Source organism: Cupriavidus sp. FW306-01-F10A, assembly GCF_058782785.1.
In genome coordinates this window covers 43067-68407 of the sequence record NZ_JBYSYA010000004.1, presented here as the reverse complement: position 1 = coordinate 68407, position 25341 = coordinate 43067, and the positions used below count along the sequence as shown (strand labels likewise).

Annotated in this window: 26 protein-coding genes; 5 read left to right on the top strand and 21 right to left on the bottom strand. The window is 67.9% G+C overall.

The genetic code is table 11. The features are described 5' to 3' along the window. Positions 1–18 precede the first annotated feature (18 nt). The 3 genes from secB to AC3WLF_RS07570 all read right to left on the bottom strand — a co-directional run bounded on the left by secB (position 19) and on the right by AC3WLF_RS07570 (position 1493). Positions 19–537 (bottom strand): protein-export chaperone SecB, encoded by a 519-nt coding sequence (gene secB / locus AC3WLF_RS07580; protein WP_010814828.1) that lies wholly within the window; start codon positions 535–537, stop codon positions 19–21. A 199-nt stretch (positions 538–736) separates the two neighbouring features. Continuing rightward, a complete protein-coding gene (gene grxC / locus AC3WLF_RS07575) occupies positions 737–994 on the bottom strand; it encodes a glutaredoxin 3 (protein WP_492318927.1) in 258 nt (85 codons plus the stop codon). Positions 995–1079: 85 nt separating this feature from the next. After that, positions 1080–1493 carry a rhodanese-like domain-containing protein gene (locus AC3WLF_RS07570; protein ID WP_010814830.1) on the bottom strand — a complete coding sequence of 138 codons (414 nt, stop codon included), beginning with the start codon at positions 1491–1493 and terminating at the stop codon, positions 1080–1082. A gap of 187 nt (positions 1494–1680) precedes the next feature. Between AC3WLF_RS07570 and gpmA the strand changes: the two genes are divergently transcribed. The 3 genes from gpmA to AC3WLF_RS07555 all read left to right on the top strand — a co-directional run bounded on the left by gpmA (position 1681) and on the right by AC3WLF_RS07555 (position 5242). Further along, positions 1681–2427 (top strand): 2,3-diphosphoglycerate-dependent phosphoglycerate mutase, encoded by a 747-nt coding sequence (gene gpmA / locus AC3WLF_RS07565; RefSeq protein WP_492318926.1) that lies wholly within the window; start codon positions 1681–1683, stop codon positions 2425–2427. Positions 2428–2606: 179 nt separating this feature from the next. Next, positions 2607–4214, top strand: a complete 1608-nt coding sequence (locus AC3WLF_RS07560) for a S41 family peptidase (protein ID WP_010814832.1) — start codon at positions 2607–2609, stop codon at positions 4212–4214. Between the two features lie 263 nt (positions 4215–4477). Continuing rightward, complete coding sequence (locus AC3WLF_RS07555) at positions 4478–5242, top strand: HesA/MoeB/ThiF family protein (RefSeq protein ID WP_492357312.1); 765 nt, start codon at positions 4478–4480, stop codon at positions 5240–5242. A 9-nt stretch (positions 5243–5251) separates the two neighbouring features. Here the strand turns inward: AC3WLF_RS07555 and mnmH are convergent, their stop codons facing one another. The 11 genes from mnmH to AC3WLF_RS07500 all read right to left on the bottom strand — a co-directional run bounded on the left by mnmH (position 5252) and on the right by AC3WLF_RS07500 (position 15859). Further along, positions 5252–6355, bottom strand: coding sequence for a tRNA 2-selenouridine(34) synthase MnmH (gene mnmH, locus AC3WLF_RS07550; RefSeq protein WP_492352693.1), 1104 nt, complete (start codon positions 6353–6355; stop codon positions 5252–5254). A gap of 191 nt (positions 6356–6546) precedes the next feature. Beyond that, positions 6547–7026: a bacterioferritin gene (gene bfr / locus AC3WLF_RS07545; RefSeq protein ID WP_010814835.1), complete on the bottom strand. Its 480-nt coding sequence runs from the start codon at positions 7024–7026 to the stop codon at positions 6547–6549. A gap of 126 nt (positions 7027–7152) precedes the next feature. Continuing rightward, positions 7153–7458 (bottom strand): (2Fe-2S)-binding protein, encoded by a 306-nt coding sequence (locus tag AC3WLF_RS07540; RefSeq protein ID WP_010814836.1) that lies wholly within the window; start codon positions 7456–7458, stop codon positions 7153–7155. A gap of 214 nt (positions 7459–7672) precedes the next feature. After that, positions 7673–9445 (bottom strand): phosphoenolpyruvate--protein phosphotransferase, encoded by a 1773-nt coding sequence (gene ptsP / locus AC3WLF_RS07535; RefSeq protein WP_492352682.1) that lies wholly within the window; start codon positions 9443–9445, stop codon positions 7673–7675. A 49-nt stretch (positions 9446–9494) separates the two neighbouring features. Next, positions 9495–9764, bottom strand: coding sequence for an HPr family phosphocarrier protein (locus AC3WLF_RS07530; RefSeq protein WP_010814838.1), 270 nt, complete (start codon positions 9762–9764; stop codon positions 9495–9497). After that, the gene (locus AC3WLF_RS07525; protein WP_013955422.1) at positions 9733–10188 is read right to left on the bottom strand and encodes a PTS sugar transporter subunit IIA; all 456 of its coding nucleotides are present in this window, start codon (positions 10186–10188) and stop codon (positions 9733–9735) included. Before AC3WLF_RS07525 ends, AC3WLF_RS07530 begins: the two co-directional genes overlap by 32 nt. 67 nt (positions 10189–10255) lie before the next feature. Continuing rightward, complete coding sequence (gene gshB, locus AC3WLF_RS07520) at positions 10256–11224, bottom strand: glutathione synthase (protein WP_114131493.1); 969 nt, start codon at positions 11222–11224, stop codon at positions 10256–10258. 9 nt (positions 11225–11233) lie between these two features. Then, positions 11234–12529 carry a glutamate--cysteine ligase gene (gene gshA / locus AC3WLF_RS07515; protein ID WP_492318922.1) on the bottom strand — a complete coding sequence of 432 codons (1296 nt, stop codon included), beginning with the start codon at positions 12527–12529 and terminating at the stop codon, positions 11234–11236. A 549-nt stretch (positions 12530–13078) separates the two neighbouring features. Continuing rightward, positions 13079–14638, bottom strand: a complete 1560-nt coding sequence (gene amt, locus AC3WLF_RS07510; protein ID WP_492318921.1) for an ammonium transporter — start codon at positions 14636–14638, stop codon at positions 13079–13081. A 32-nt stretch (positions 14639–14670) separates the two neighbouring features. Continuing rightward, a complete protein-coding gene (locus tag AC3WLF_RS07505; RefSeq protein WP_010814843.1) occupies positions 14671–15009 on the bottom strand; it encodes a P-II family nitrogen regulator in 339 nt (112 codons plus the stop codon). A 52-nt stretch (positions 15010–15061) separates the two neighbouring features. Then, positions 15062–15859, bottom strand: coding sequence for a TorF family putative porin (locus AC3WLF_RS07500; RefSeq protein WP_492318920.1), 798 nt, complete (start codon positions 15857–15859; stop codon positions 15062–15064). A gap of 385 nt (positions 15860–16244) precedes the next feature. Between AC3WLF_RS07500 and AC3WLF_RS07495 the strand changes: the two genes are divergently transcribed. Both AC3WLF_RS07495 and AC3WLF_RS07490 read left to right on the top strand, forming a co-directional pair. Further along, positions 16245–16523 (top strand): accessory factor UbiK family protein, encoded by a 279-nt coding sequence (locus AC3WLF_RS07495; protein ID WP_010814845.1) that lies wholly within the window; start codon positions 16245–16247, stop codon positions 16521–16523. An 80-nt stretch (positions 16524–16603) separates the two neighbouring features. Then, a complete protein-coding gene (locus AC3WLF_RS07490; RefSeq protein WP_492358010.1) occupies positions 16604–18148 on the top strand; it encodes a YifB family Mg chelatase-like AAA ATPase in 1545 nt (514 codons plus the stop codon). 4 nt (positions 18149–18152) lie between these two features. Here the strand turns inward: AC3WLF_RS07490 and AC3WLF_RS07485 are convergent, their stop codons facing one another. The 7 genes from AC3WLF_RS07485 to nagE all read right to left on the bottom strand — a co-directional run bounded on the left by AC3WLF_RS07485 (position 18153) and on the right by nagE (position 25311). Further along, the gene (locus AC3WLF_RS07485) at positions 18153–18395 is read right to left on the bottom strand and encodes a phosphoglucose isomerase-related protein (protein WP_492356922.1); all 243 of its coding nucleotides are present in this window, start codon (positions 18393–18395) and stop codon (positions 18153–18155) included. Further along, the gene (locus tag AC3WLF_RS07480; protein WP_492318917.1) at positions 18338–18709 is read right to left on the bottom strand and encodes a hypothetical protein; all 372 of its coding nucleotides are present in this window, start codon (positions 18707–18709) and stop codon (positions 18338–18340) included. Before AC3WLF_RS07480 ends, AC3WLF_RS07485 begins: the two co-directional genes overlap by 58 nt. Further along, positions 18709–20196, bottom strand: coding sequence for a glucose-6-phosphate dehydrogenase (zwf, locus tag AC3WLF_RS07475; protein WP_492340227.1), 1488 nt, complete (start codon positions 20194–20196; stop codon positions 18709–18711). The genes AC3WLF_RS07480 and zwf overlap by 1 nt, the downstream gene beginning before the upstream one ends. A gap of 58 nt (positions 20197–20254) precedes the next feature. Further along, the gene (locus tag AC3WLF_RS07470; RefSeq protein WP_492319067.1) at positions 20255–21286 is read right to left on the bottom strand and encodes an SIS domain-containing protein; all 1032 of its coding nucleotides are present in this window, start codon (positions 21284–21286) and stop codon (positions 20255–20257) included. After that, a complete protein-coding gene (nagA, locus tag AC3WLF_RS07465) occupies positions 21279–22382 on the bottom strand; it encodes an N-acetylglucosamine-6-phosphate deacetylase (protein ID WP_492352686.1) in 1104 nt (367 codons plus the stop codon). The genes AC3WLF_RS07470 and nagA overlap by 8 nt, the downstream gene beginning before the upstream one ends. A 42-nt stretch (positions 22383–22424) precedes the next feature. Further along, on the bottom strand, positions 22425–23489 hold the full coding sequence (locus tag AC3WLF_RS07460; protein WP_492358009.1) for a porin: 1065 nt from the start codon (positions 23487–23489) through the stop codon (positions 22425–22427). A 118-nt stretch (positions 23490–23607) separates the two neighbouring features. Beyond that, on the bottom strand, positions 23608–25311 hold the full coding sequence (nagE, locus tag AC3WLF_RS07455; protein ID WP_492358095.1) for an N-acetylglucosamine-specific PTS transporter subunit IIBC: 1704 nt from the start codon (positions 25309–25311) through the stop codon (positions 23608–23610). Positions 25312–25341 lie beyond the last annotated feature (30 nt).

Sequence of the window (25341 nt, the reverse complement as noted above, 5' to 3'; positions counted from 1 at the left end):
TGGCTCAGGACGCCGGAATCAGTGGCGGGCCTGGCTGCCGTCGGGCATCACGATGCCGCTGTTGCCGCCTTCGGCACCCTGGGCTTCTTCCATGGCGGCCTGCAGGCGTTGCTCATACAGCGCCTGGAAGTTGATTTCCGACAGGTGGATGGCCTGGAAGCCGGCGCGGGTGATCACGTCAGCGATATTGCCGCGCAGGTACGGGTACAGGATGGTCGGGCAGGCGATGCCCAGCAGCGGGTCCAGCTGCTCCACCGGCACGTTGCGGATATCGAAGATGCCGGCCTGGTGCGCTTCCACCAGGAAGGCAACCTTGTCCTGCACCTTGGTCGTCACGGTGCCCGTCACCACCACCTCGAAGATCCCTTCCTGCAGCTGCGAAGCGCCGACGTTGACCTGCACCTCCACCGACGGGGCTTCCGATTCCAGGAAGATGCCGGGCGAATTGGGCTGCTCCAGCGACATGTCTTTCAGGTAGACGCGCTGGATGTTGAAGAAGGGTTGATCGTCCTGCTGGGTGTTTTGCTGGTCGCTCATGAAAGGCTTCCGGGAGGATGGGCTGGATGTGCATCGGGCGCGGCGGCCGCAGTCCTTGCGTCGTGCAAGGCTGGCCGGTGCCCGCTTGGAAAACGCATATGGTACATGACGCGGGTGGCGAATTCACCCGCGCCGGGGTATGCCGGAACCAGCGCGGCGCGGAATCAGACGATTCCGCGCCAGCGCCGGCGCAACCGGCTCAGGCGGCCAGCAACGGCACCAGGCCGCCCTGGCGGTCCAGCGCCGAGAGGTCGTCGAAGCCGCCCACGTGGGTCTCGTCGATGTAGATCTGCGGCACGGTGCGGCGACCGGTACGGGCCATCATCTCTTCACGCTTGCCGGGTTCGCGGTCGATCAGGATCTTCTCGATCGTTTCCACGCCCCTGGACTTGAGCAGGCGTTCAGCCATCAGGCAATACGGGCACACCACGGTGCTGTACATGACGACACGGGCCATGCGGGTTCTCCTTGACTGCAATGCGCGCGCGGCCCGGCCTGGCCGGGCGCGCGCGCTGTGACGGATACGGCGGTGCTGCCCGGGATTACTTCACCAGCGGCAGGCCTGCCTGCTGCCAGGCGGCGATGCCGCCCTCGAGCGCGTAGATCTCACTGTAACCGGCTTCCTTCAACGCTGCCTGGGCCTTGCCCGAGCGCTGGCCGGTCTGGCATACGACGATGATGGGGGCAGCCTTGTCCTTTGCAAGGCCGGCCGCGCGCGAGGGCAGGTCGGCCAGCGGCGCGCTCTTGGCTTGCGGCAGGTGACCCTTGGCATACTCGGCGGGCTCGCGGATGTCGACCACGACCGCGCCGCGCTTGTTGATCAGCTGGGTCGCGGTGGCCGTATTGACGGTCTTGCCGCGGGTGCTGCGCGAGATCGCGGGCCAGGCCAGCAGGCCGCCCGAGACCACGGCAAGGGCGATCAGAGCGAGGTTGTTGTAGTCGGCGAAGAAATTCACGTTGGCATTCCGGTAGGTTGGGTCGGCGGCATTATAAAATACGCGGTTTGGCGTCCAGGCCCTGCCGTCGCATGGCCATCCGCCATTGTCGCCTGTCTGAGACATGGGATGTCCAAAAGGAACCCATCAGCCCCTCCAGGTGACGGCGCGGACGCATGCAGGTTACCTACTCTCTGGAAGCAGCAGCATGTACAAGCTCGTCCTCATCCGCCACGGCGAATCCACGTGGAACCTTGAAAACCGCTTTACCGGCTGGGTCGACGTCGACCTGACCGAAACCGGCGCCAACCAGGCGCGCCAGGCCGGCAAGCTGCTCAAGGATGCCGGCCTGGGCTTTGACGTGGCCTATACCTCGGTGCTCAAGCGCGCCATCCGCACGCTGTGGCATGTGCAGGATGAAATGGACCTGATGTGGATCCCGGTGCGCAACGAATGGCGCCTGAACGAGCGCCACTACGGCGCGCTGGCCGGCCTGAACAAGGCAGAAACGGCCGCCAAGTTCGGCGACGAGCAGGTGCTGGTGTGGCGCCGCAGCTATGACACGCCGCCGCCCGCGCTGGAGCCCACCGATCCGCGTGCCTCGTACGACGATCCGCGCTACGCCAATGTGCCGCGCAATGAGATCCCGCTGACCGAGTGCCTGAAGGACACCGTGGCCCGCGTGATGCCGCTGTGGAACGAATCCATCGCCCCCGACATCCAATCCGGCAAGCGCGTGGTCATTGCCGCCCATGGCAACAGCATCCGCGCGCTGGTGAAATACCTGGACCAGATCTCGGATGACGATATCGTCGGACTCAATATCCCCAACGGCACCCCGCTCGTCTATGAGCTGGACGCCGACCTGCGCCCCCTGCGCCACTACTACCTGGGTGACCAGGACGCCATCGCCGCCTCGCTGGCGGCCGTGGCCAGCCAGGGCAAGGCACGCTGAAGGCGGCCCGGGCGGCCGCGCGCGGATGTGCGGCCGCCCACCCTGAGCCGGGACGGGACAGGCCCTTTTCACCACTCGCACTTATACTGTCGGACAAACCGCCCGGCGCCGGGCGGCCGCAGCCGGCATAATCCCCATACCGTACACCAGTACTTCGAGTACACGTTCAGGCAGCCCTCATGCGCAAGACGCTCAAGAACATCAGCCTAGTTTCTGTCGGTCTCGTCGCCGGCGTGCTCGCCACGCTGCAGATTTCGGCGACCGCCCAGAATTCATCGGGGCCCTTGCCGCTTGACCAGCTGCGGCTGATGGCCGATATCTTCGGGCAGATCAAGCGCGAGTACGTGGAGCCGGTCGATGACAAGAAGCTGCTGACCGAAGCCATCAAGGGCATGGTCGCCAGCCTCGACCCGCATTCCTCCTATCTCGACGAGAAAGACTTCAAGGAACTGCAGGAAGGCACGCGCGGACGCTTCGCCGGCCTGGGCATCGAGATCTCGCAGGAAGAAGGCCTGGTCAAGGTGATCAACCCGATCGAGGACACCCCTGCCTTCCGCGCCGGCATCCAGCCGGGCGACCTGATCACCCGCATCGACGACAAGCCCGTGCGCGGCCTGCCGCTGGAGCAGGCGGTCAAGCGCATGCGCGGCGAACCCGGCACCAAGGTCACGCTGACCATCTACCGCAAGAGCGAGGAACGCACCTTCCCGGTCTCGATCACGCGCGCCGAGATCCGCGTGCAGTCGGTCAAGGCCAAGATGCTGGACAACAATATCGGCTGGATCCGCCTGACCAGCTTCCAGGAACGCACCATCGCCGACCTGTCCCGCAAGCTGGCCGAGCTGGCGCAGAAGAACCCCAACATGAAGGGCCTGGTGCTGGACCTGCGCAACAACGGCGGCGGCGTGCTGCAGGGCGCGGTCGGCGTGGCCGCGGCCTTCCTGCCGGAAGACGCCACGGTGGTGTCCACCAACGGCCAGGTGCCAGATGCCAAGCGCGTGTACAAGGCGACGTACAACAACTACCGCCTGTCGTCGCTGGAAGACGATCCGCTCAAGGACCTGCCCGCGCTCTACAAGAAGATCCCGATGGTGGTGCTGACCAACGCCTACTCGGCCTCGGCCTCCGAGATCGTGGCGGGCGCGCTGCAGGATCATCACCGTGCGCAGATCATGGGCAAGACCACCTTCGGCAAGGGCTCGGTGCAGACCGTGCGCCCGCTGACCAACGACACCGGCATCAAGCTGACCATCGCGTACTACTACACGCCGAGCGGCAAGTCGATCCAGGCCAAGGGCATCCGTCCGGACATCCCGGTCGACCAGAACCCCGAAGGCGATCCGGACGACGCGCTGATCACGCGCGAGATCGACACCGAGCGCCACCTGCACAACAAGCAGGAATCGGAACAGCCGGAAATGACCGAGCGCGAGCAGCGCCGCGTGGACGAGCTGCGCCGCCTGGAAGAAGAGAACGCGAAGAAGACGCCGGAAGAGCGCGAGAAGGATCGCCGCAAGAAGCCGGTGGAATTCGGCACGGCCGACGACTTCATGCTGCAGCAGGCCATCGCCCAGCTCAACGGCCAGCCGGTCAAGCGCTCCAAGTCGAAGCTGGAAACCAATCCGCCTGCCGACAATGGCAAGGCGGCAAAGCCCTCGGGCAAGAGCGGCGCCAAGGGCGCCAGCGCACCGGCAGCCAAGCCGGCGGCACCGGCCCCCGGCAAGCAGCCGCCGGCCAGCGCCCCGATCGGCGAGCCGCTGGGCACGCCGACGGGCAAGGCACCCTGAGACCCTGGGGCTTTAGTCAGGCTGCCGGTTTGCTCCCCTCTCCCGCTTGCGGGAGAGGGGCAGGGGGAGAGGGCAGGAGTGTCAAAGGCTGAGGGCGGCGGGTTAACACCCCTGGCTTCGCTTGAAGTGGTTCCTTGCCAGTCCACCCCTCTCCCCAACCCTCTCCCCCTGAGGGGAGAGGGAGAACACCTTGCTTGGGCTAGCTCGGGCGGCTTTGGAGCACCCAAAACCGCCCTCCCCTTCAGCACTCGAGGGATTACCTCATGAGCGACGACGGCCTCAACGACGAACAACTGCTGCGCTACTCGCGCCACATCCTGCTGGACGAGCTCGGCATCGAGGGCCAGCGGCGCCTGCTTGCCGGCCATGCGCTGGTGATCGGCGCCGGCGGCCTGGGCGCAGCCGCGCTGCCCTTCCTGGCCTCGGCCGGGGTGGGCCGCATCACGGTGGTCGACAACGATGAGGTCGACCTGACCAACCTGCAGCGCCAGATCATCCACACCACCGCCAACGTGGGCCGGCCCAAGGTGGATTCGGCGCGCGAAGGCATGCTGCGCATCAACCCGGGGCTGGAGATCGTGACGGTGACCGCGCGCGTGGGCGACGCAGAGCTTGACCAGCTCGTCGCCACGGCCGACGTGGTGCTCGACTGCTGCGACAACTTCGCTACGCGCCAGGCAGTCAACCGCGCCTGCGTGCGCCACAAGGTGCCGCTGGTGTCAGGCGCGGCGCTGCGCTTCGATGGCCAGATCAGCGTGTTCGACCGGCGCCAGCCCGACGCGCCCTGCTACGCCTGCCTGTTCCCGCCGGCCGAACCCGCGCCGGAAGTGGCCTGCGCCACCATGGGCGTGTTCGCGCCGCTGGTCGGCATGGTCGGCACGGTGCAGGCGGCCGAGGCGCTCAAGCTGCTCGCGGGTGTCGGCGAGAGCCTGGCGGGCCGGCTGCTGATGGTCAATGCGCTGTCGATGGAATGGACCACGATGCGGCTGGCACGCACGCCGGATTGCCCGGTCTGCGCCGGGCACTGAAGCCGCAGACTAGTCGCGCTGCGCCGTGTGCGCCCGCAGCCAGTCGGTGACTGCGGCGCGGTCACCGCGAAAGACGATGCGCGCCTCACGCTGTTCGCGCTGGAAGGCGTACATCGGATCGTAGTACTCGCGCAGCAGCACTTCGATCCAGCCGCGGTGCAGATCCACCTCGCCCCGCTCCGCCTGCTGCGCCAGCGCCTGGTCCAGCAACGCCGACAGCTTGCCGTAGCGGGCACCGCCCAGCCGCGGCGAGATCCCGGCCATGGCCTCGCGCAGGCGCGTGGCGTAGGCTTCGAAGCCTTCCGTGCTGCCCTTCTCGGCAATGAACTCCGCCGCCAGCCCCTGCACATAGTCGCGCAGCACGCGCCCCACGCGTTCGTCGAACGACGCTTCCAGCCACACCAGCGGGCTGGCCTGCATGCGCTGCGTCAGCGCCTGCGGCACGTCGCGGCTGCCGATAAAGCGGCCCTCGTCCTCCACCAGCAGCGCGCGCCAGCCTGCGTCAATATGACGCAGCACGTCGATGGCCAGCGCGTTCTCGAAATCGATCTGCGGCGGCTGCGCCAGCGCGCGCCGCCCGAAGGCCGAGCCGCGGTGCCGCGCATGGCCTTCGAGGTCGATCGCGGCGGGCACGTCGGCCAGCACATCGGTCTTGCCGCTGCCGGTCAGGCCGCCCAGCACGAACCACTGCTGCTCGGCCGCCGCGGCATCGGTGGTCTCGATCAGGAAGCCGCGCATGGCCTTGTAGCCGCCGGTCACGCGGGGGTAATCGACACCGGCCGCGTGCAGCCATTGCTGCACCAGCTGCGAGCGCAGCCCGCCGCGGAAGCAATAGAGGTAGCCGTCCGGATGCGCCCGCGCAAACTCCGCCCAGGCTGCGATCCGCGCGGCCTTGCGCAGCCCGGCCACCAGCTGGTGGCCAAGTTCGATTGCCGCCTGCTGGCCCTTCTGCGCATAGCACAGGCCCACCTCGTGGCGCTCGGCATCATCCATCAGCGGCAGGTTGACCGCGCCGGGAAAGGCCCCGCGTGCGAATTCCAGCGGCGCGCGCACGTCCAGCATGGCCACGCCGCTGAGGAACAGGGTGCGGAAGTCCGCGGTGTCAGGGCGCATCATTGGTCATAGGGTGAGATTTGCGCGGCGCCATGGCGGGACAGGAGCCTTTGCCCGCCAGGGACGCCTGGATAAAGAACAGGAATCGGAATGAGAAGGGTTACTGCCTGCAGGCGAGCAACAAGGCGGAGCCGAACGGCGCCGCGCGCTGGGGCGGCCGCTCATCGAGAGCGGCCACGCCGGAGACCGGCTTATTGCTCGCCCGGCTCCATCTGCGACTGCAGGTAGTTCTGCAGCCCGACCTTGTCGATCAGGTCCAGCTGCGTTTCCAGGTATTCGATATGTTCCTCGGTATCGGTGAGGATATCGACCAGGATTTCGCGGCTGACGTAATCGCCCACGGATTCGCAGTAGGCGATGCCTTCCTTGACGGTGGCATGCGCGGTCTGCTCGAGCTTCAGGTCGCACTTGAGCATCTCGGGCGTGTCTTCGCCGAGCAGCAGCTTGTGCAGATCCTGCAGGTTGGGCAGGCCGTCCAGCATCAGGATGCGCTCGATCAGGCGGTCGGCGTGCTTCATTTCGCCGATCGATTCCTTGTACTCCACGTCGCCGAGCTTCTTCAGGCCCCAGTGGCGATACATGCGGGCGTGCAGGAAATACTGGTTGATCGCGGTCAGCTCGTTCTTGAGCTGGGCGTTCAGATGCTGGATGACCTTCTTGTCACCTTTCATTGGCGGCTCCTGTTGCATCGGGCCCGCGCAAAAACACGAAACGGCGCCAATGGCGCCGTGCAGTCAGTGAAAAAGGAAAAAGCACAAAAGCGCGCCGTGAACTGGATCTTCAGTTCATGGGCGCGTTCAGGCCACCAGCGCCTTGCGCTGGTCGTTCGCGACTGCCGGGTCCCGAGTGTCCATTATGGTACATGGGCCCGACGCGGAACAGGAAGAAATCTCCACAACCTGGATGTTGGCGAGGGTCGCCACGGTGACGTTGCGCACCGCCGCCACGCCTTCCTGCAACACCTGGTGCGCGCACTCGCGGCAGCGGCCGCAGCAGGTGCCGACGCCAAGCGTTTCGGCCAGTTCGTCGAGGGTTTCGATGCCCAGGTGCGCAGCACCGTGAATCTCACGATCGGTGATCTGGTTGCAGATGCAGACGTACACAAGTCCCTCCGTTGGGGCGCGTGGCACCGGCATGCCACTGCGAATGAACGTCAGAATATCAGAGATCAATAATGATAACAATTCCCATTAAGCCACATTGGGAGAGGTCGGGTAGACGCCACAGGATGCAAAAAGAAGGCGGCTTGGGCGGCACTTTCCGGCTTGCGGAAGTGCTGCACCAGCCGCCTTTCTGCATCAGAAAACCCTGATGGCTTCAGGGTCGTGCCAGCTGCCGCAGGGCGGCCGCCTGCTCCTCGGGATCGAAGGCCTGCAGGACCTGGTCGACCAGCGGCTCGAGCCGCTCGCAGTGGGCATGCAGGATCTCCTGCTTGACCCGCAGCAGCTGCGCCGGGTGCATCGAGAACTCGCGCAGCCCCATGCCCAGCAGCAGCCGGGTCATGGACGGGTCGCCCGCCATTTCGCCGCACACGGCCACCGGCACGCCGGCGCGGTTGGCCTCGCGGATGGTGCGCGCCACCAGCTGCAGCACCGCCGGGTGCAGCGGGTCGAACAGGTGCGCCACCGCGTTGTCGGCACGGTCGATCGCCAGCGTGTACTGGATCAGGTCGTTGGTGCCGATGGACAGGAAGTCCATCTTGCGCAGGAACAGCGGCAGCAGCAGCACCGCCGCCGGGATCTCGATCATGGCGCCGACCTTCATGCCCGGGTCGTAGGCCTCGCCGCGCTCGTCGAGCTGGCGCTTGGCCTTGGCGATCAGCGCCAGGGTCTGGTCGATCTCGCTGGCGTGCGCCAGCATCGGCACCAGCAGCCGCACCGGGCCGAAGGCCGAAGCCCGCAGCAGCGCGCGCAGCTGGGTCAGGAACATGCCCGGCTCGGACAGCGACCAGCGGATCGCGCGCAGGCCCAGCGCCGGGTTCAGCGCGGTCTCGAATTCATCGCCGCGGCCGTCGCCGCGGGCATCGAGCGGCTTGTCGGCGCCGATGTCGATGGTGCGGATGGTCACCGGCAGCCCGTGCATGGCATCGACCGCGCCGCGGTAGGCCTGGAACTGCTCGTCCTCGCCCGGCAACTCGTCGCGCCGGTTCATGAACAGGAATTCAGAACGGAACAGGCCCACGCCGACCGCGCCGGCCGACAGCGCCGCGCCGGCGTCCTCGGCCATCTCGATATTGGCCAGCAAGTCGATTTCCAGCCCGTCCAGCGTCACCGCCGGGGTATGCCGCAGCCGCTGCAGGCGCTTCTTTTCCAGCGCGCGCTCGCTCTGCCGGTGGCGGTATTCTTCCAGGATGATGGCGGTCGGGTCGACGATCACCAGCCCGGCATCGCCGTCGATGATGATCCAGTCGTCCTGGCGGATCAGCTCGCTCGCGCTCTGCACCCCGACCGCGGCCGGAATGTCCAGGCTGCGCGCGACGATGGCGGTATGCGAGGTGCGCCCGCCCATGTCGGTGACAAAGCCGTGGAAGATGGTATGGCGGAACTGCAGCATGTCGGCCGGGGCGATATCGTGGGCCACCACGATCACCCCGGTCGCGGCCTCGCCGTCGGCGGCCAGCGCCGGCACCGGCGCGGGCACCAGCACCGGAGCCCCGGCCAGCGCCTTCAGGATGCGCTCGACCACCTGCCGGATATCGGTCTTGCGCTCACGCAGGTATTCATCCTCGATCTCGTCGAACTGGCGCATCAGCTCTTCGAGGCGCGTGGTAAGTGCCCACTCTGCATTGTAGCGGCGGCCCCGGATCAGGGCCTCGGGCTCGCGCGCCAGCGCCTCGTCGTCGAGGATCATCGCGTGCACGTCCAGGAACGCGCCCAGCTCCTCGGGCGCATCGCGCGGCAGGTCGCGCTTGAGCGCGGCCAGTTCCGCGCGCACCGCGGCGCGCGCTGCGCGCAGCCGTTCGACCTCGGCGTCGAGCTGGTCTTCATCGACCAGGTAGTGCGACACGTCCAGCGCCGCGGGCGCAAGCAGGTGCGCGCGACCGATGGCGACGCCGCGCGAGACCGGGATGCCGTGCAGGGCGAAAGGCATGTACCGCTCCGTCAGGAACGTTTAAGAATTCGGGTCGAGGCCGCCGGCCTCACTCTCCCTCACCAAAGCGGTTGGCGATCAGCGCCAGCAGCGCGTCCATCGCCTCCTGCTCGTCGGGGCCGTCGGTCTCGAGGGTCACCGTGGAGCCGATCCCGGCGGCCAGCATCATGACACCCATGATGCTCTTGGCGTCGACCTGGCGACCATTGCGGGACATCTTGACCTGGCTGACAAAGTTGCCGGCGAGCTGGGTCAGCTTGGCGGACGCGCGCGCATGCAGGCCGAGCTTATTGATGATGGTGGTGTCCCTCTGCAGCATATTTGTCGGGATGGTTTGCGGTTTGGTTCTGGACAGTCGTGGTGCCGACCTGCAGCACACCCTGCGAGCCGCCGGCCAAGGCCTTGGTGGCAAGCTGGTCGAGCTTTTCGCCGCGGTAGCAGATCGCGCGCACGAGCATGGGAAGGTTGACGCCGGCCAGCACGCGCACGCGGCCCGGCTCGGCCAGGCGTGCGGCGATATTGGCGGGGGTGGCGCCGAAGATATCGGTGAGGACCAGCGCGCCGTTGTCTTCGCAGATGGCCGCCAGCCGGCGCCTGGCCTCGGCCAGCACGACGGCGGGGTCGGCATCGGGAAGGACGTCGATGGCTTCCAGCCGCTGCGGCTGGCCGCAGTAGACGTGGGCGGCGCAATCGCGCAGCGCCGAAGCCAGCGGGGTGTGCGCGATGATCAGAATGCCTGCCATGATGGTGAATCCGTTGGATTGCCCCGATTGTAGCAGGCGCCCCCCGCGCTCCCGCTGCCGGCCAGGCTCAGCGCCCGGCCGCGTCCACGGCGTGCTCCAGCGCGTCGATGAACATCGCCGCGACATGGAAGCCGGTTTGCTGGGTGATCTCCTGGAAACAGGTCGGACTCGTCACATTGACCTCGGTCAGGTAGTCGCCGATGACGTCCAGGCCCACCAGCAGCAGGCCCTGCTCCCACAGCCCCGGCGCCAGTGCCTCGGCGATCTCGCGGTCGCGCGGGCTCAGTTCCTGCGCGCGGCCGGTGCCGCCGGCAGCCAGGTTGCCGCGCACCTCGCCGGCCATCGGCACGCGCGCCAGCGAATATGGCACCGGCACGCCGCCGATCAGCAGGATGCGCTTGTCGCCGTCCTTGATCGCCGGGATATAGCGCTGCACCATCAGCGTGCGGGCGCCGTCGTGGCCCAGCGTCTCGACGATCGCGGCCAGGTTCATGCCGTCCGCGCCGACGCGGAACACACCCATGCCGCCCATGCCGTCCAGCGGCTTGACGATGATGTCGCGATGCTCGGCGTGGAAGTCGCGGATGCGTGCCAGGTCGCGCGTGACCAGGGTCGGCGTGATGTATTCCGGATACTGGGCAATGGCCAGCTTCTCGGAATGGTCGCGGATCGCGCGCGGCTTGTTGAACACGCGCGCGCCCTGCGACTCGGCCAGCTCCAGCAGCCAGGTGCTGGTGACGTACTCCATGTCGAAGGGCGGGTCCTTGCGCATCAGCACCGCGTCGAAGGCCGACAGCGGCTCCAGCGCGCTGTTGCCCTCGCGGTACCAGGCGCTGTGGTCGGCGTCGCTGGTCTCGCCGGTCAGGTGCAGGCGCGTGGCCACGGTCTCGACGGTGCGGCCGGACAGCGCCAGCTGCGGCTGCAGGCACCAGTACAACTCGTGGCCGCGCGCGGCGGCCTCGGTCATCATGGCGTAGGTGGAGTCCTTGTATGTCTTGAAGGTCTCCAGCGGATCGGTGATGAAGAGGATGCGCATGGCGGCGGCTCAGATAATCGGGTTCGGGTCGGTCTTCTCGAGTTCCAGCGACGCCGCCAGCAGTGCCAGCCGGGCCACCACGCCATACATGTAGAAGCGGTTCGGCACGGCGGCGCCAGGCTTGGCGTGGCTGTCCGGGATGCCGTTGGGCGCAAACGCCAGCGGCACGAAATGCATGCCCGGCGCGTTCAGGTTCTCGTCGTTGCCGCGGCCCGTGTGCACGCGGTAGAAGCCGCCGACCACGTAGCGGTCGATCATGTACACCACCGGCTCGGCCACCGCTTCATTGACCTTCTCGAAGGTGTGCACGCCTTCCTGGATGATGACGTCGCTGACCTCAAGGCCTTCCTTGACGACGCTCATCTTGTTGCGCTCCTTCCGGTTCAGGCCCTTGACCTCGGACGGGTCGCGCACGGTCATGATGCCCATGCCGTAGGTGCCGGCATCGGCCTTGACCACCACGTACGGGGTCTCCTTGATGCCGTACTCGCGGTACTTCTTGGCCACCTTCTTGAGCACGCCCTCGACCGCGTCGGCGAGTTCTTCCTCGCCCACGCGCTCATGGAAGTCCACGCCGGAGCAGCGGGCGAAGTACGGGTTGACCATCCACTGGTCGATGTCGATCAGCTTGGCGAACTTCTTGGCAACCTCGTCATAGGCGGCAAAGTGGCTGCTCTTGCGGCGGGTGGACCAGCCGGCGTGCAGCGGCGGCAGCAGGTACTGCTCGTTGATGTTTTCCAGGATCGGCGGGATCCCGGCCGACAGGTCGTTGTTCAGCAGGATCGAACAGGGGTCGAAGTCCTTCAGCCCGAGCCGGCGGCCCTTGGTGCCCAGGCGCGCGAGCGGCTCGACCACCAGGGTCTGGCCGTCGGGCAGCTCGATCGGGGTCGGTTCGGTGATTTCCTCGGAGAGCGAGCCCAGGCGCACGTTCAAGCCCGCCTGGCGCATGATCAGCGACAGCCGCGCCACGTTCTGCAGGTAGAACATGTTGCGGGTATGCCGCTCGGGGATCAGCAGCAGGTTCTTGGCGTCCGGGCAGATCTTCTCGATCGCCGCCATCGCCGCCTGCACCGCCAGCGGCAGCATTTCCGGGGCCAGGTTGTTGAAGCCGCCTGGGAACAGGTTGGTGTCGACCGGCGCCAGCTTGAAGCCGGCGTTGCGCAGGTCCACCGAGCAATAGAACGGAGGGGTATGCTCCTGCCATTCCAGCCTGAACCAGCGCTCGATGGACGGCGTGGCGTCCAGGATCTTCTTTTCCAGTTCGAGCAGCGGACCGTTCAGCGCGGTGATGAGATGCGGGACCATATCCATCCTATAAATCGTCGTCTTAATCGTTCGCCCCGATTGTAGAGGAACGGCCAACCAGGCGCTGGCACCCCTTTATAAGGATATGCATGGCCGGGCCTAAGGGATAACGATATGGGGATGGGCGGCGCGAAATAAAGAGCCGGCCGCACAGGCAAAAAAAAGCGCGGCGATGCCGCGCTCTTAAATGGCCTGACAGATACGGGGAGCGTTCTGCAGGTGGAGGAAACTGCCTCACTGGCAATGTATGTGCCCCGCACATTAAAGACAATTGAAGCTTTTTAAGATCGGAGTTAAGCACTTTGCGAAAAACCCGCGCGGGGCGCGGGGGGATCGCCTGCCAGCCCTTGCCGGCACTCGGCTGGCGGGTTTTGCGAGGAACCACGGAAGTCCTCCAGGAGCATTCGCGACACGCGTGGTTCGGCGCGGCTGAGCGGCAAATGTCTGCAATCTCAGGCAATGCCGGAAAGAAAAAAGCCCGGCACGCGGCCGGGCGAAAACTCCTGAGAGAAGATTCCCAATCAGCTCTCCAGCACAACACTTTTGCGGTCAGACTTCATACGCGGTCTCGCCGTGCGAGGTGATATCCAGGCCCTCGCGTTCTTCGTCTTCCGGCACCCGCAGGCCGATCAGCATGTCCACCAGCTTGTAGGCCACGAAGGCGACCACGCCGGACCACACCACGGTGGTCAGCACGCCTTCGAACTGGATCCAGAGCTGGCCGGCGATCGAGTAGTCGTCCGCCACCTTGTTGGCCACGTAGTCGTAGATGCCCGTGCCGCCGAGGCTGGGCGCGGCAAACACGCCGGTCAGCAGCGCACCCACGATGCCGCCCACGCCGTGCACGCCGAACACATCCAGCGAGTCGTCCATGCCCAGCATGCGCTTCAGGCCGGTCACGCCCCACAGGCACAGCAGGCCGGCGATCAGGCCCATCACGATCGAGCCCATCGGGCCGACAAAGCCGGCCGCCGGGGTGATCGCCACCAGGCCGGCCACCGCACCCGAGGCACCGCCCAGCATCGACGGCTTGCCCTTGCCGATCCACTCGCCGAAGGTCCACGCCAGTACGGCGGCGCAGGTGGCCAGCAGCGTGTTGACGAAGGCCAGCGCGGCCGAGCCGTTGGCTTCCAGCGCCGAGCCGGCGTTGAAGCCGAACCAGCCGAACCACAGCAGCGAGGCACCCACCATGGTGAAGGTCAGGCTGTGCGGACGGATCGCCTCACGGCCGAAGCCGATGCGCTTGCCGAACATATAGGCGCCGACCAGGCCGGCCACGGCCGCGTTGATGTGCACCACGGTGCCACCAGCGAAGTCGAGCGCGCCCTTCTGGAACAGCCAGCCCGACTTGGCGGTCGCGGCGGCGCCGGCAGCAGCGTCGGTGTAGGCGTCAGGACCCGGCCAGAACCAGACCATGTGGGCCATCGGGATGTAGGAGAAGGTGAACCACAGCACCACGAACACCAGCACGGCCGAGAACTTGGCGCGTTCGGCGAAGGCGCCGATGATCAGGCCGCAGGTGATGCAGGCGAAGGCGCACTGGAAGGCGAAGTAGCCCAGTTCCGGCACCACCACGCCCTTGCTGAAGGTGGCAGCCACGGCCTCGACCGTCAGCCCCTTCATGAAGAGCCGGTCGGTGCCGCCGAAGAAGGCGTTGCCCTCGGTGAAGGCAAAGCTGTAGCCGTAGATCGCCCACAGCAGCGCCACCAGCGAGAAGATCACCAGGCACTGCATCAGCACCGACAGCATGTTCTTGGAGCGCACCAGGCCGCCGTAGAACAGCGCCAGGCCAGGCAGCGTCATCAGGATCACGAAGGCGGTCGAGACCAGCAGCCAGGCGGTGTCGCCCTTGTTGGGCACCGGTGCGGCCGGCGCGGCGGCAGCTTCCGCGGGGGCGGCGGCCGGTGCTGCCGCGGCAGGCGCAGCGGCAGCAGCCGGCGCCGACGCTTCGGCAGCGGCTGCGGCGGGGGCGGCGGAGGCGGCCGGGGCAGATGCCTCGGCGGCCGGCTTGTCCTGTGCGGCGGCCGGCGTGGAGATGCCCACGCCCGCCGTGCCGATGGCCAGCGCCATCGCGCCGGCCGTCAGGAATCGCTTGAACCAGGTTTTCATGTGCTTAACCTCTTGTGATGTGCTGTCTCGGGTCACAGGGCATCGCCGCCGGTCTCGCCGGTGCGGATGCGGATGACCTGCTCGATCGGTGCCACGAAGATCTTGCCGTCGCCGATCTTGCCGGTGCGGGCCGATTTCTCGACCGCCTCGATGGCGCGCTCGACCACGTCGTCGGGCACCGCCACCTCGATCTTCACCTTGGGCAGGAAGTCGACGATGTATTCGGCGCCGCGGTACAGCTCGGTGTGGCCCTTCTGGCGGCCGAAGCCTTTCACTTCGGTCACGGTAATGCCGGACACGCCCACGTCCGACAGCGCTTCGCGCACTTCGTCGAGCTTGAACGGCTTGATGACTGCGATGATGAGTTTCATCCGATTTCTCCTCGGGGCAGGCCGGCGCTGCCCGCCCGGCCTGCGGCAATGATTAGAAAGTCTTGGTGATCGAGGCCCAGGCCGTGGCCTTGCCCAGGTAGCGGCCGCGGTTGGCGCTGGTGTAGGCCACTTCCTTGGCGTTGGTATCGACATAGGCAACCGCCAGCGCGAAGCCCTTGCCCAGGTCCTTGGTCAGGCCGATCTTCCAGTCGGTGTACGAGGCGTCGCTGTTGTGCTTGACGCCCTGGTAGCCGACGTGCGCGTTCAGCGTCAGGTCCCAGAAATTCAGCGGGACATTGGCGCTCAGATCGACGTAGTAGCTGTTCTTGCTGTCGGCCCAGCCAAACAGGTTGGTGACCGAGTGCGAGTACTTGAGCATGACCGGGCCCCAGCCGATGCCGGCGTACAGTTCCGTGGTGTAGGGGCGCGGGTTGTTGTAGCCGCCCGGGTAGTAGTACTCGAGCACGCCCAGGTCATAGTTGAACTCGGTGCCGGCGACCTTGAAGGTGTTCTTGAAGCCGCCGTAGAAATCCATTTCGACCGGGGCCGAGACCGCCGGGTTGGCATCCTCGAGCCAGCTGATGCTGGAGTTCCAGTTGCCCACATAGAAGCCGCTTTCGTGGGCGTAGTCAAAGCCACCCTGGATGGCCGGGCGCAGGTTGGTCTGGCTGATGCCGCGATAGCGGTAGTCCGAGACCAGCGACACGTTGGCCGTGAACGTATGCGGCGATGCCGGCTCGGCAGCGGCGGCGGCCGGTGCCGGGGCCGCCGCTTCCGTGCTTTGCGCGTAGGCGGTGGCGGCGGCACTGGTCAGGACAACCGCGCTGACTGCAAGGGCCAACTTCTTCATGGGTTTCTTCTCCTTATTCCTGAGGCTCGGATTTCGTTTATTGGATTTCGGTGATTCAATGAGGCAGGCGCACCTACTACTGCAACTGCCATGCCAGCTCCCCGGAAATCTGCGGTCCATGGCGGCCGTGATGGCGTGCCGTGACCAAAGCCAGACTTGAATCTGCCCTGCAGCGAAGCCAGATCGGGTTAAAAGGTGTGAACGCCGATGCGCGGGAGCTTTCGCCCACGTGCCTCACGGGCGATAATTGAGTCCTGACGGTGGCTGCGTGCGCGACACCCAGGCTGCGCGCCCGCAATCGGGGCGCCCAATTCCTGTGCGAAAGCGCGCTAAACGCCAGATGCCCACCCGGATTGGCACCAGTTAGGTGCGCAAAGGAGAAACCATGAAACCGACCGATCTCTTCAACGACCTGCAGAACAAGGTCAGCGAGGCGCTGCGCAACTCGCCGGCAAGGGACATCGAAAAGAACGTGCGCAGCATGATGACCCAGGGCTTTGCCAAGCTGGACCTGGTCACGCGCGAGGAATTCGACGTCCAGTCGCAGGTGCTGGCCCGCACCCGCGCCCGCCTGGAGGAACTGGAGGGCCGCGTGGCGGAGCTTGAGCGCCGCGCCGGCATCACGCCCGGCGCTGGCTCGGTGGACTCGACCGGGGGCGCGTGAGCACGCCGGTCCTGCCCGATCCAACCCGCCGCTTGAAGGCCGCCACTCCTGGCGGCCTTTTTCGTTAACAGTTCGATGACATGAGCCTTGCCGTCCTACGCAGCCGGGCACTGACCGGCATCGCCGCGCCGCCGGTGCGGGTCGAGACCCACCTCGCCAACGGCCTGCCGGCATTCACCATCGTCGGCCTGGCCGACACCGGCGTGCGCGAAAGCCGCGAGCGCGTGCGCGCCGCCATCCTCAACAGCGGTTACGAGTTCCCCAACCGCCGCATCACCGTCAACCTGGCCCCGGCCGACCTGCCCAAGGAATCCGGCCGCTTCGACCTGGCCATCGCGCTGGGCATCCTGGCCGCCAGCGGCCAGATTCCGTCCGAGGCACTGGATGCGCATGAGTTCGCCGCCGAGCTGTCCCTGTCCGGCGAACTGCGCCCCGTGCGCGGCGCGCTGGCCATGGCCATGGGCCTGGCGCGCGACAACGCCGCCCGCGCCGCCGCCGGCGAGTCGCCGCGCGCCTTCCTGGTGGCCGCAGGCAATGGCGCCGAAGCCGCGCTGATCGAGGACCTGGCGGTGCATGCCGCGGCCACGCTGCGCCAGGCCTGCGACCACCTCTGCCCCGTGCCGGAGGCACGGCTGCCCCGCGCCATGCCGGCGTTGCTGCCCGCCACCACGGACCGCGGCCCCGACATGCGCGACGTGCGCGGCCAGGCCCAGGCGCGCCGGGCCATGGAAGTGGCCGCCGCCGGCCAGCACTCCGCCCTGCTGGTGGGGCCGCCGGGCACCGGCAAGTCGATGCTGGCGCAGCGCCTGCCCAGGCTGCTGCCGCCGATGACGCTGCACGAAGCACTGGAGTCCGCCGCGGTCATGAGCCTGACGCCGGGCGGCTTCCGCACCGCGCTATGGGGCCAGCGCCCGTTCCGGTCGCCGCACCACACGGCATCCGGGCCGGCCATGGTCGGCGGCGGCGGCAACCCGCGCCCGGGCGAGATCTCGCTGGCGCACCACGGCGTGCTGTTCCTGGACGAGCTGCCCGAATTCGACCGCAGGGTGCTGGAAGTCCTGCGCGAGCCGCTGGAATCCGGCCGCATCACCATCGCCCGCGCCGCCGGCCACGCCGACTTCCCCGCCTGCTTCCAGTTCGTCGCGGCGATGAACCCCTGCCCGTGCGGCTACCTCGGCCATCCCGACCGCCCCTGCCGCTGCACGCCCGACCAGGTGCGGCGCTACCAGTCCCGCATCTCCGGCCCGATGCTCGACCGCATCGACCTGCAGGTGGAAGTCCCCGCGCAGGACCATGGCGAGATGCTCGACGGCCCGCCCGGCGAACCCAGCGCCATGGTGCGCACCCGCGTGCTGGCCGCGCGCGAGCGCCAGCTGGCCCGGCAGGGCAAGCCCAACAATGAACTCGGCGGACGCGAGATCGAACAGCACTGCACGATGGAACCGCAGGCGCAGGCGCTGCTGCGCGGCGCGATGACGCGGCTGGCGTGGTCGGCGCGTTCGTACTACCGCGTGCTGAAGGTGGCCCGCACCATCGCGGACCTGGAAGGTGCCGAGGTGCTGACCGCCGCGCATGTGGGCGAGGCGATCCAGTACCGGCGGGCGTTGCGGATGGCGGGCGGTTGAATGCTTAACCTAAAAGCGATGCCAGCGTCGCAGCCCCCACCGGATCCATCTCCTTGGGCACCTCGCGCCGCGCCAGGCACCCCTGCATGCCCGACGCGATCGCCTTGCCCAGTTCCACACCCCACTGGTCATAGGCATGGATGCCCCAGATCGCGGCCTGCACGAAGACCTTGTGCTCGTACAGCGCGATCAGCGCGCCCAGCGATGCGGCGTCGAGCGTGTCGAGCCAGAGCAGGCTGACCGGCACGTTGCCGGGGAAGGTGCGATGCGGCGCGAGCCGCTCGGCTTCCTGCGGCGGCAGGCCGAATGCCGCCAGCGCGGCCAGCGTTTCATCGTGGGCGCGTCCTCGATGCCCGCGTCTTGCGCCAGGGCCAGGGCCAGCAGCGCTTCATGGACAGCGCGGTTGATGCGTTGCCGTGTGAAGTCCAGTTCGATGCCGGCAGCCGACAAGCGCGCGTAGTCGCCACGGCCCGGCTCGTGCACCAGTTCACGCAGATGCGGCAGCGGCTGCGCGGCCAGCGCGCCAAGAGCCCGCCATGCAGGGCATTCGGTCAGCCGCATCACGCCTCCTCCGACCACTGCACGCCTTCGCGCGCCATGAACGCCGACGATGCCGCCGGGCCCCAGGTGCCGGCGGTATAGGGGCGCGGACCTTGGTCCTGCTGGCGCCACGCTTCCAGGATCGGGTCGACCCAGGTCCAGGCGGCCTGCAGTTCGTCGCGCCGCACGAACAGCGCCAGCCGGCCGCGGATCACGTCGAGCAGCAGGCGCTCGTAGGCTTCGGCGCGCCGGGTGGTGAAGGCCGAGTCCAGGTTCAGCGCCAGGCTCAGCGGTTTCAGCTTCATGCCCTCGCCCGGCTGCTTGACCATCAGCGTCAGCCGCACCGATTCCTCCGGCTGCAGCCGGATCACCATGCGGTTGGGCTGCAGCGTGCTGCCGGCATCGAAGATCGAATGCGGCACCTCGGCGAAGTTGATCACCACCTCGGTCACGCGCTCCTGCATGCGCTTGCCGGTGCGCAGGTAGAACGGCACCTTGTTCCAGCGCCACGTGCCCAGCTCGGCGCGCATCGCGACGAAGGTCTCGGTGCGGCTGTCGGGCGGAATGCCTTGTTCCTGCAGGTAGCCGCGCACCAGCTCGCCGGCGATGGCGCCCGCGGTGTACTGGCCGCGCACGGTATTGCGGCGCACGTCCTCGGGCGACATCGGCCGCAGCGAGCGCAGCACCTTGAGCTTTTCATCGCGCACCGCATCGGAGGTGAGCGATGCCGGCGGCTCCATCGCCAGGATGCTGACCAGCTGCAGCAGGTGGTTCTGCACCATGTCGCGCATGGCGCCGGCCTCGTCGTAGAAGCCGCCGCGCGTGCCCACGCCCACGGTCTCGGCCACGGTGATCTGCACGCTGCGCACGAACGGCGTGCGCCACAGCGGCTCGAAGATCGAATTGCCGAAGCGCAGCGCCATCAGGTTCTGCACCGTTTCCTTGCCCAGGTAGTGGTCGATCCGGTAGGTGCGGTCCTCGCTGAAGTAGCGGCTGACCACCTCGCCGATGCCGATGGCCGAGGCCAGGTCCACGCCCAGCGGTTTTTCCAGCACCAGCCGCGTGTCGTTGGCGATCAGGCCATGGCTGGCAAGGTTGTCGCACGTGGCCGCGAACAAGCCGGGCGGCATCGCCATGTAGTAGATGCGCAGCGCGTCCTGGCGCAGCTGCGCGGCCAGCGCCGGATAGTCCCCGGACTGCGAGGCGTCAACGTGCACGAAATCCAGCCGCTGCAGGAAGGTCTGCCATTTGGCCGGCTCGAGATAGCGCGCTTCGACAAAGGGTTGCGCGCTTTCGTCGGCAAAATTGACAAAGGCCTCGCGGTCCCAGCGGTGCCGGCCCACGCCGATGATGCGGGTGCCGTCGGGCAGGTTGCCGTCGCGGTGGCACATGTATAGCGATGGCAGCAGCTTGCGCGCCGACAGGTCGCCGGCGCCGCCGAAGATGACGAGGTCCAGCGGCCGCGCGTCGGCAGTGCCGGAAGAAGAGGCGGTTCGGGTGGTTTGCATGACGGACTCCTTGCTTGCCGGGGCGGCGTGGGGCGGTATTGGGGCGGTATTGGCCAGCTCAGCGCGTCTCGGTCACCTTGCGCAGGTACTGCGGCTGGTCGGGATTGCGGCCGCGCGCCAGCGCCAGCGCCTGCGCCGCGACATAGAAGCTCTGGATGGCGCAGACCGGATCGAGCAGCGGATGGCCGGCCGGCACCAGCGGCAACTCCAGGGGCAGCTCCGCATCAACCGTGCCAGGAGGCGCCGCCAGCAGCACGCGCGCACCGCGCTTGCGCATCTCGGCGGCCAGCGCCAGCAGCCCGGCCTGTTCCGGTCCGCGCGGCGCGAACACCAGCAGCGGGTAGCCGTCGCCGATGATTTCCATCGGGCCGTGCCGCACTTCGGCGCCGGAGAAAGCCTCGGCCTGGATGCCGGAGGTCTCCTTGAGCTTGAGCGCCGCTTCCTGTGCGATCGCCAGGCCCGCGCCGCGGCCCAGCACGATCATGCGCTCGACGTCGCGCAGCGCGGGCACCAGCGCCGACCAGTCCTGCGCGGCCGCTTGCGCCAGCGCGGCCGGCAAGCCTGCGCAGGCATCGACCAGCTCGCGCTCGCCGCTGCGCGCGGCCTCGAGATGCCCCACCAGCAGCGCCGACATCGACAGCATGGCGATATAGCTCTTGGTCGCGGCCACGCTCTGCTCGGGGCCGGCAAGCAGCGGCAGTTCATGCGCGCACGCCTGCGCCAGCGGCGAATCCGGGGCGTTGACCAGCGCCACGGTGGCGGCGCCGCCGTCGCGCAGCGCCTGCATGGTCTCGACCAGGTCGGGGCTGCGGCCCGACTGCGAGAACGCCACCGCCAGCTGCCCGGCCACGCGCAGCGCGCTGTCGTGCAGCGTCACCGTCGACATCGGCAGCGAAGCCACCGGCACGCCCAGGCGGCGCGTGACCAGCGTGGCGAAGTAGCTGGCGGCATGGTCCGAGCTGCCGCGCGCCACGGTCAGCGCCGCGGGCCAGGCCTGCGCGGCGAGTTGCGCAGCGAGCGCGGCCACGCGCGGCGCCTGCGCCAGCTGCGCAGCCACCACGGCCGGCGCACTCAGCGCCTCTTCAAGCATTCTCGACACAGCATTCTCCTTCGACATAAACGGTGCGCACCGAGAGCGCGCGGTCCAGCACGACCACGTCGGCCCAGCAGCCCTGTGCCAGCAGGCCGCGGTCGGACATGCCCAGGTACTGGGCCGGATACAGCGACACGCGCCGCGACGCATCGGCCAGGTCCAGCCCGATCGAAACGAAGTTGCGCAGCGCCTGGTCCATGGTCAGCACGCTGCCGGCCAGGGTGCCGTCGGCCAGGCGCACGCTGCCGTGGACCTTGTAGACGGTCTGGCTGCCCAGGTGGTACACGCCGTCCGGCATGCCCGCGGCGGCGGTGGCATCAGTCACCGCATACAGCCGCGGGATCGCGCGCAGCGCGGCGCGGATGGCGCCGGGGTGTACGTGCAGCAGGTCGGGGATCAGCTCGGCAAATTCGGCATGGGCCAGCGCTGCCGCCACCATGCCGGGCGCGCGATGCTGCAGCGGGGTCATCGCGTTGAACAGGTGGGTGAAGCCGCTGGCGCCGGCGTCCAGCGCGGCCACCGCGTCTTCATAGGTGCCCAGCGTGTGGCCCAGCTGCACGCGCACGCCGCGCGCGGCCAGCAGGCGGATGATGTCCAGATGTCCCGGCAGTTCGGGCGCCAGCGTCACCACCTTCAGCGGCGCGGCGCCCAGGTACTGCTCCAGTTCTTCGGGCGTGGCAGTGGCCGAGGTATCCGGCTGCGCGCCCAGCTTGCCGGGGTTGATATACGGCCCTTCCAGGTGCACGCCCAGCATGCGCGCCGCGCCGGGCGGGCGCTGCGCGCAGGCCCGGTTCAGCGCCTGCAGTGCGGGCAGCAGCACGTCGCGCGGCGAGGTCATGGTGCTGCCCAGCAGGCTGGTGGTGCCAAAGCGCACATGCGCGCGCAGGATCACCGGCACCGCGGCCTCACCATCCATGAAGTCCTTGCCGCCGCCGCCGTGATTGAGCAGGTCGACAAACCCCGGCAGCACGTACGGGGCATCGTTGTGCTCAGGCGTGGCGGGCACGCCCTCGATGCGCGCGATGCGTCCGTCCGGGCCGGCATGGATCTCTCCGAAGATCCAGCCGGCCGGCGTCAGGATGTTTCCTTTCATGGCAATGCTCTCCAATACATTGGAATCACCGGCCAGCCGCCGTCAGAACAGGTGGATGATGCCGGCATAGGCGCCCTGCTGGTTCGCCCCGGCGCGCGGCATGGTGTCCGGCGACGCCTCCACCGAAAAGGTGGCATTGCGCGAGTTGAACACCGACGCCACCGTGCCATACAGCGAGGTGCGCTTCGACAAGTCATACTTTGCGCCCAGTGTGACAAGCGTGCCATGCCCGCCGCTCTTGTTCAGGGTGGCGTAGTAGACGCCGGACAGCAGCGTCAGCGCCGGCAGCAGGCGGTAGTTGGCGCCGACCCATGCCATCTGGCTGCGCGTGGCGGCGTAGGGGTTCTCCGGCGTGGCCACGGTATCGCCCGAGGACACGGTCAGGTTGTAGCCGGCGAACAGGCGCAGGTCGTTCAGCGCATAGCTGCCGCCGAGCGTGTACTGGCGCGAATTCCCATACAGGTTGTCCATGCGGCCCTGCGCGTCGCGCAGTTCCTCGTAGATGCCGGTCAGGTTCAGGTTACCCTGCGCGTACTTGATGGCCGCGCTCAGCTGCTTGCCGCTGTTGAAGCTGCCCGCCACGCCGTCGCTGCCGGCCTGCGCGCGCACGCTCAGCCCGCCCCACACCGGCGAGTTGTAGGTCACGGCATTGGGGCGCGAGCCCCAGTTGCGGCCATAGACCAGCGTGGCGACCGAACTGGCCTGCAAGCCCATCGGGTCGATCGCGCCGCTCTCGTCGTCGGTCAGGCTCATGGCCCGGCCCAGCAGCAGCGTGCCCCAGTCGTTACTGGCCAGGCCCACCTGCGCGCGGCGGTTGAACAGCGGATCGGAACGCCCGGTGCCGGAGGTGATCATGCCCTCCAGGTTGAAGACCCCGCGCAGGCCGCCGCCAAGATCCTCGGCGCCGCGCATGCCCCAGAAGCTGACGCCGTACTGGTTGCTGCCGAAGCGAAAGGTGTCCACGTCGCCGCCCGGGCGGGCGATGCCGTTGACATAGTCGAGGCCGGCCACGGCGCGGCCGTACAAGGTGATGCCGGTGCCGGCGGACTGGGCGCAGGCGCCCCCGGCCGACGCTGCGAGCAGCGCCGTCAGTGCAATGCGTTTCACGATCAATGACTCCTGGATAGGCAGACGGTATCCACCGGCGCGGCTGTCGTCGCGGCCGTCGTTGTTGTGGCCGATGGGGAAGGTCGACCGCAGCCGCGCACGGCTGCGGCGGCGGGGGTCAGGTGGGCATGGCTTGCAGGGCGCGCTCGAAGGCGGCCGCGTGTCCGTCGGCGGCATGGCCGAAGGCGATGTGGGCGGTGTCATCGCCGATCCACATCAGCTGGCTGCCGGCAAGGTGGTGGGCACGCACCCGGGCGCGCTCGCGCACCACCACGCGCAGCCGCGTCAGTGCCACCACGCCGACCGAGGCGATATTGGCGGCGCCGCCCAGTGCATCGATCCACCAGGCGGGATCGAAGGCGCCGGCAGCCGGCACGGGCGCCTGGGTTGCAGCGGCGGGCGCAGCAGCCACCACGGCCGTGGCCTGCGGCGCCTGCTGCAGCACCGCGCGGATATCACCGGCAACCTGCTCGGCCTGCGGCCCGATCACCACCTGCACCACATTGGGCGGGCGCTTGAGCACGCCGCGCACGCCCAGCGCCTTGAGCCGTGGCTCTGACACCGCGCTGATATCGGCCACATTCAGCCGCAGACGCGTGGTGCAGGCATCGACCACGACCAGGTTGGCGGGGCCGCCCAGCGCTTCGACATACTGTTGCGCCACGCTGCCCGCGGCCGGCTGCGCGCCACCGTCGACGGCCATCACGGGCACCACTTCATCGCGGCCCGGCGTCAGCAAGTTGAAGCGGCGGATGAAGAAGCGGAACAGCCCGTAATAGACCAGCGCATAGGCCAGCCCCAGCGGAATCGCCAGCCAGCCGCGGCTGGACAGCCCGTAGCCCAGCACATAGTCGATCGCGCCCGCCGAGAAGGTGAAGCCCAGCCGGATATCGAGCGCATGGCACAGCGCCATCGACAGCCCGGTCATCAGCGCATGCAGGCCGTACAGCACCGGCGCCAGGAACATGAAGCTGAACTCGATCGGCTCGGTGATGCCGGTCAGGAACGAGGTCAGCGCCATCGAGAACAGCATGCCGCCCACCAGCGCGCGCCGCGCCGGCGGCGTCTCGTGGTACATCGCCAGGCAGGCGGCGGGCAGGCCGAACATCATCACCGGGAAAAAGCCGGTCATGAACAGGCCTGCGCCGGGGTCGCCGGCAAAGTAGCGGTGCAGGTCGCCCGATACCGCCGCCCCCGTGGCCGGATCGGCGTAGCTGCCGAACACGAACCACGCGAGCGTGTTGATCAGGTGGTGCAGCCCGGTCACCAGCAGCAGCCGGTTCAGCAGCCCGAACACAAAGGCGCCGGCCGAACCCGCCGTGGTCAGCCACGCGCCGGCCGCGTTGATGCCGGCCTGCACCGGCGCCCACGCATAGGCCAGCACGATGCCCAGCAGCAGGCAGCACAGGGCGGTGACGATGGGCACGAAGCGCTTGCCGGCGAAGAAGCCCAGATGGGGTGGCAGCGCGACGTTGCGATAGCGGTTGTAGAGCCCGCCCGCCACCGCTCCGGCGACGATGCCGGCCAGCACGCCCATGTCGAGCGACTTGTCGATGGTCTTCATCACCGTGGTTAGCACCAGGTAGCCGATGGTGCCGGCCAGCGCCGCCGCGCCGTTGTTGTCGCGCGCAAAGCCCACCGCCACGCCGATCGCGAACAGCAGGGCCAGGTTGGCAAAGACCGCATTGCCGGCCTCGGCCATCAGCTTGATGTCGAATACGTCGGGCTGGCCCAGGCGCAGCAGCAGGCCGGCCACCGGCAGCACCGCAATCGGCAGCATCAGCGTGGCGCCCAGGCGTTGCACCCTGGGCAGCAGGTCCATCTTCATTGGCGTTCTCCGAATCTGTGCGCG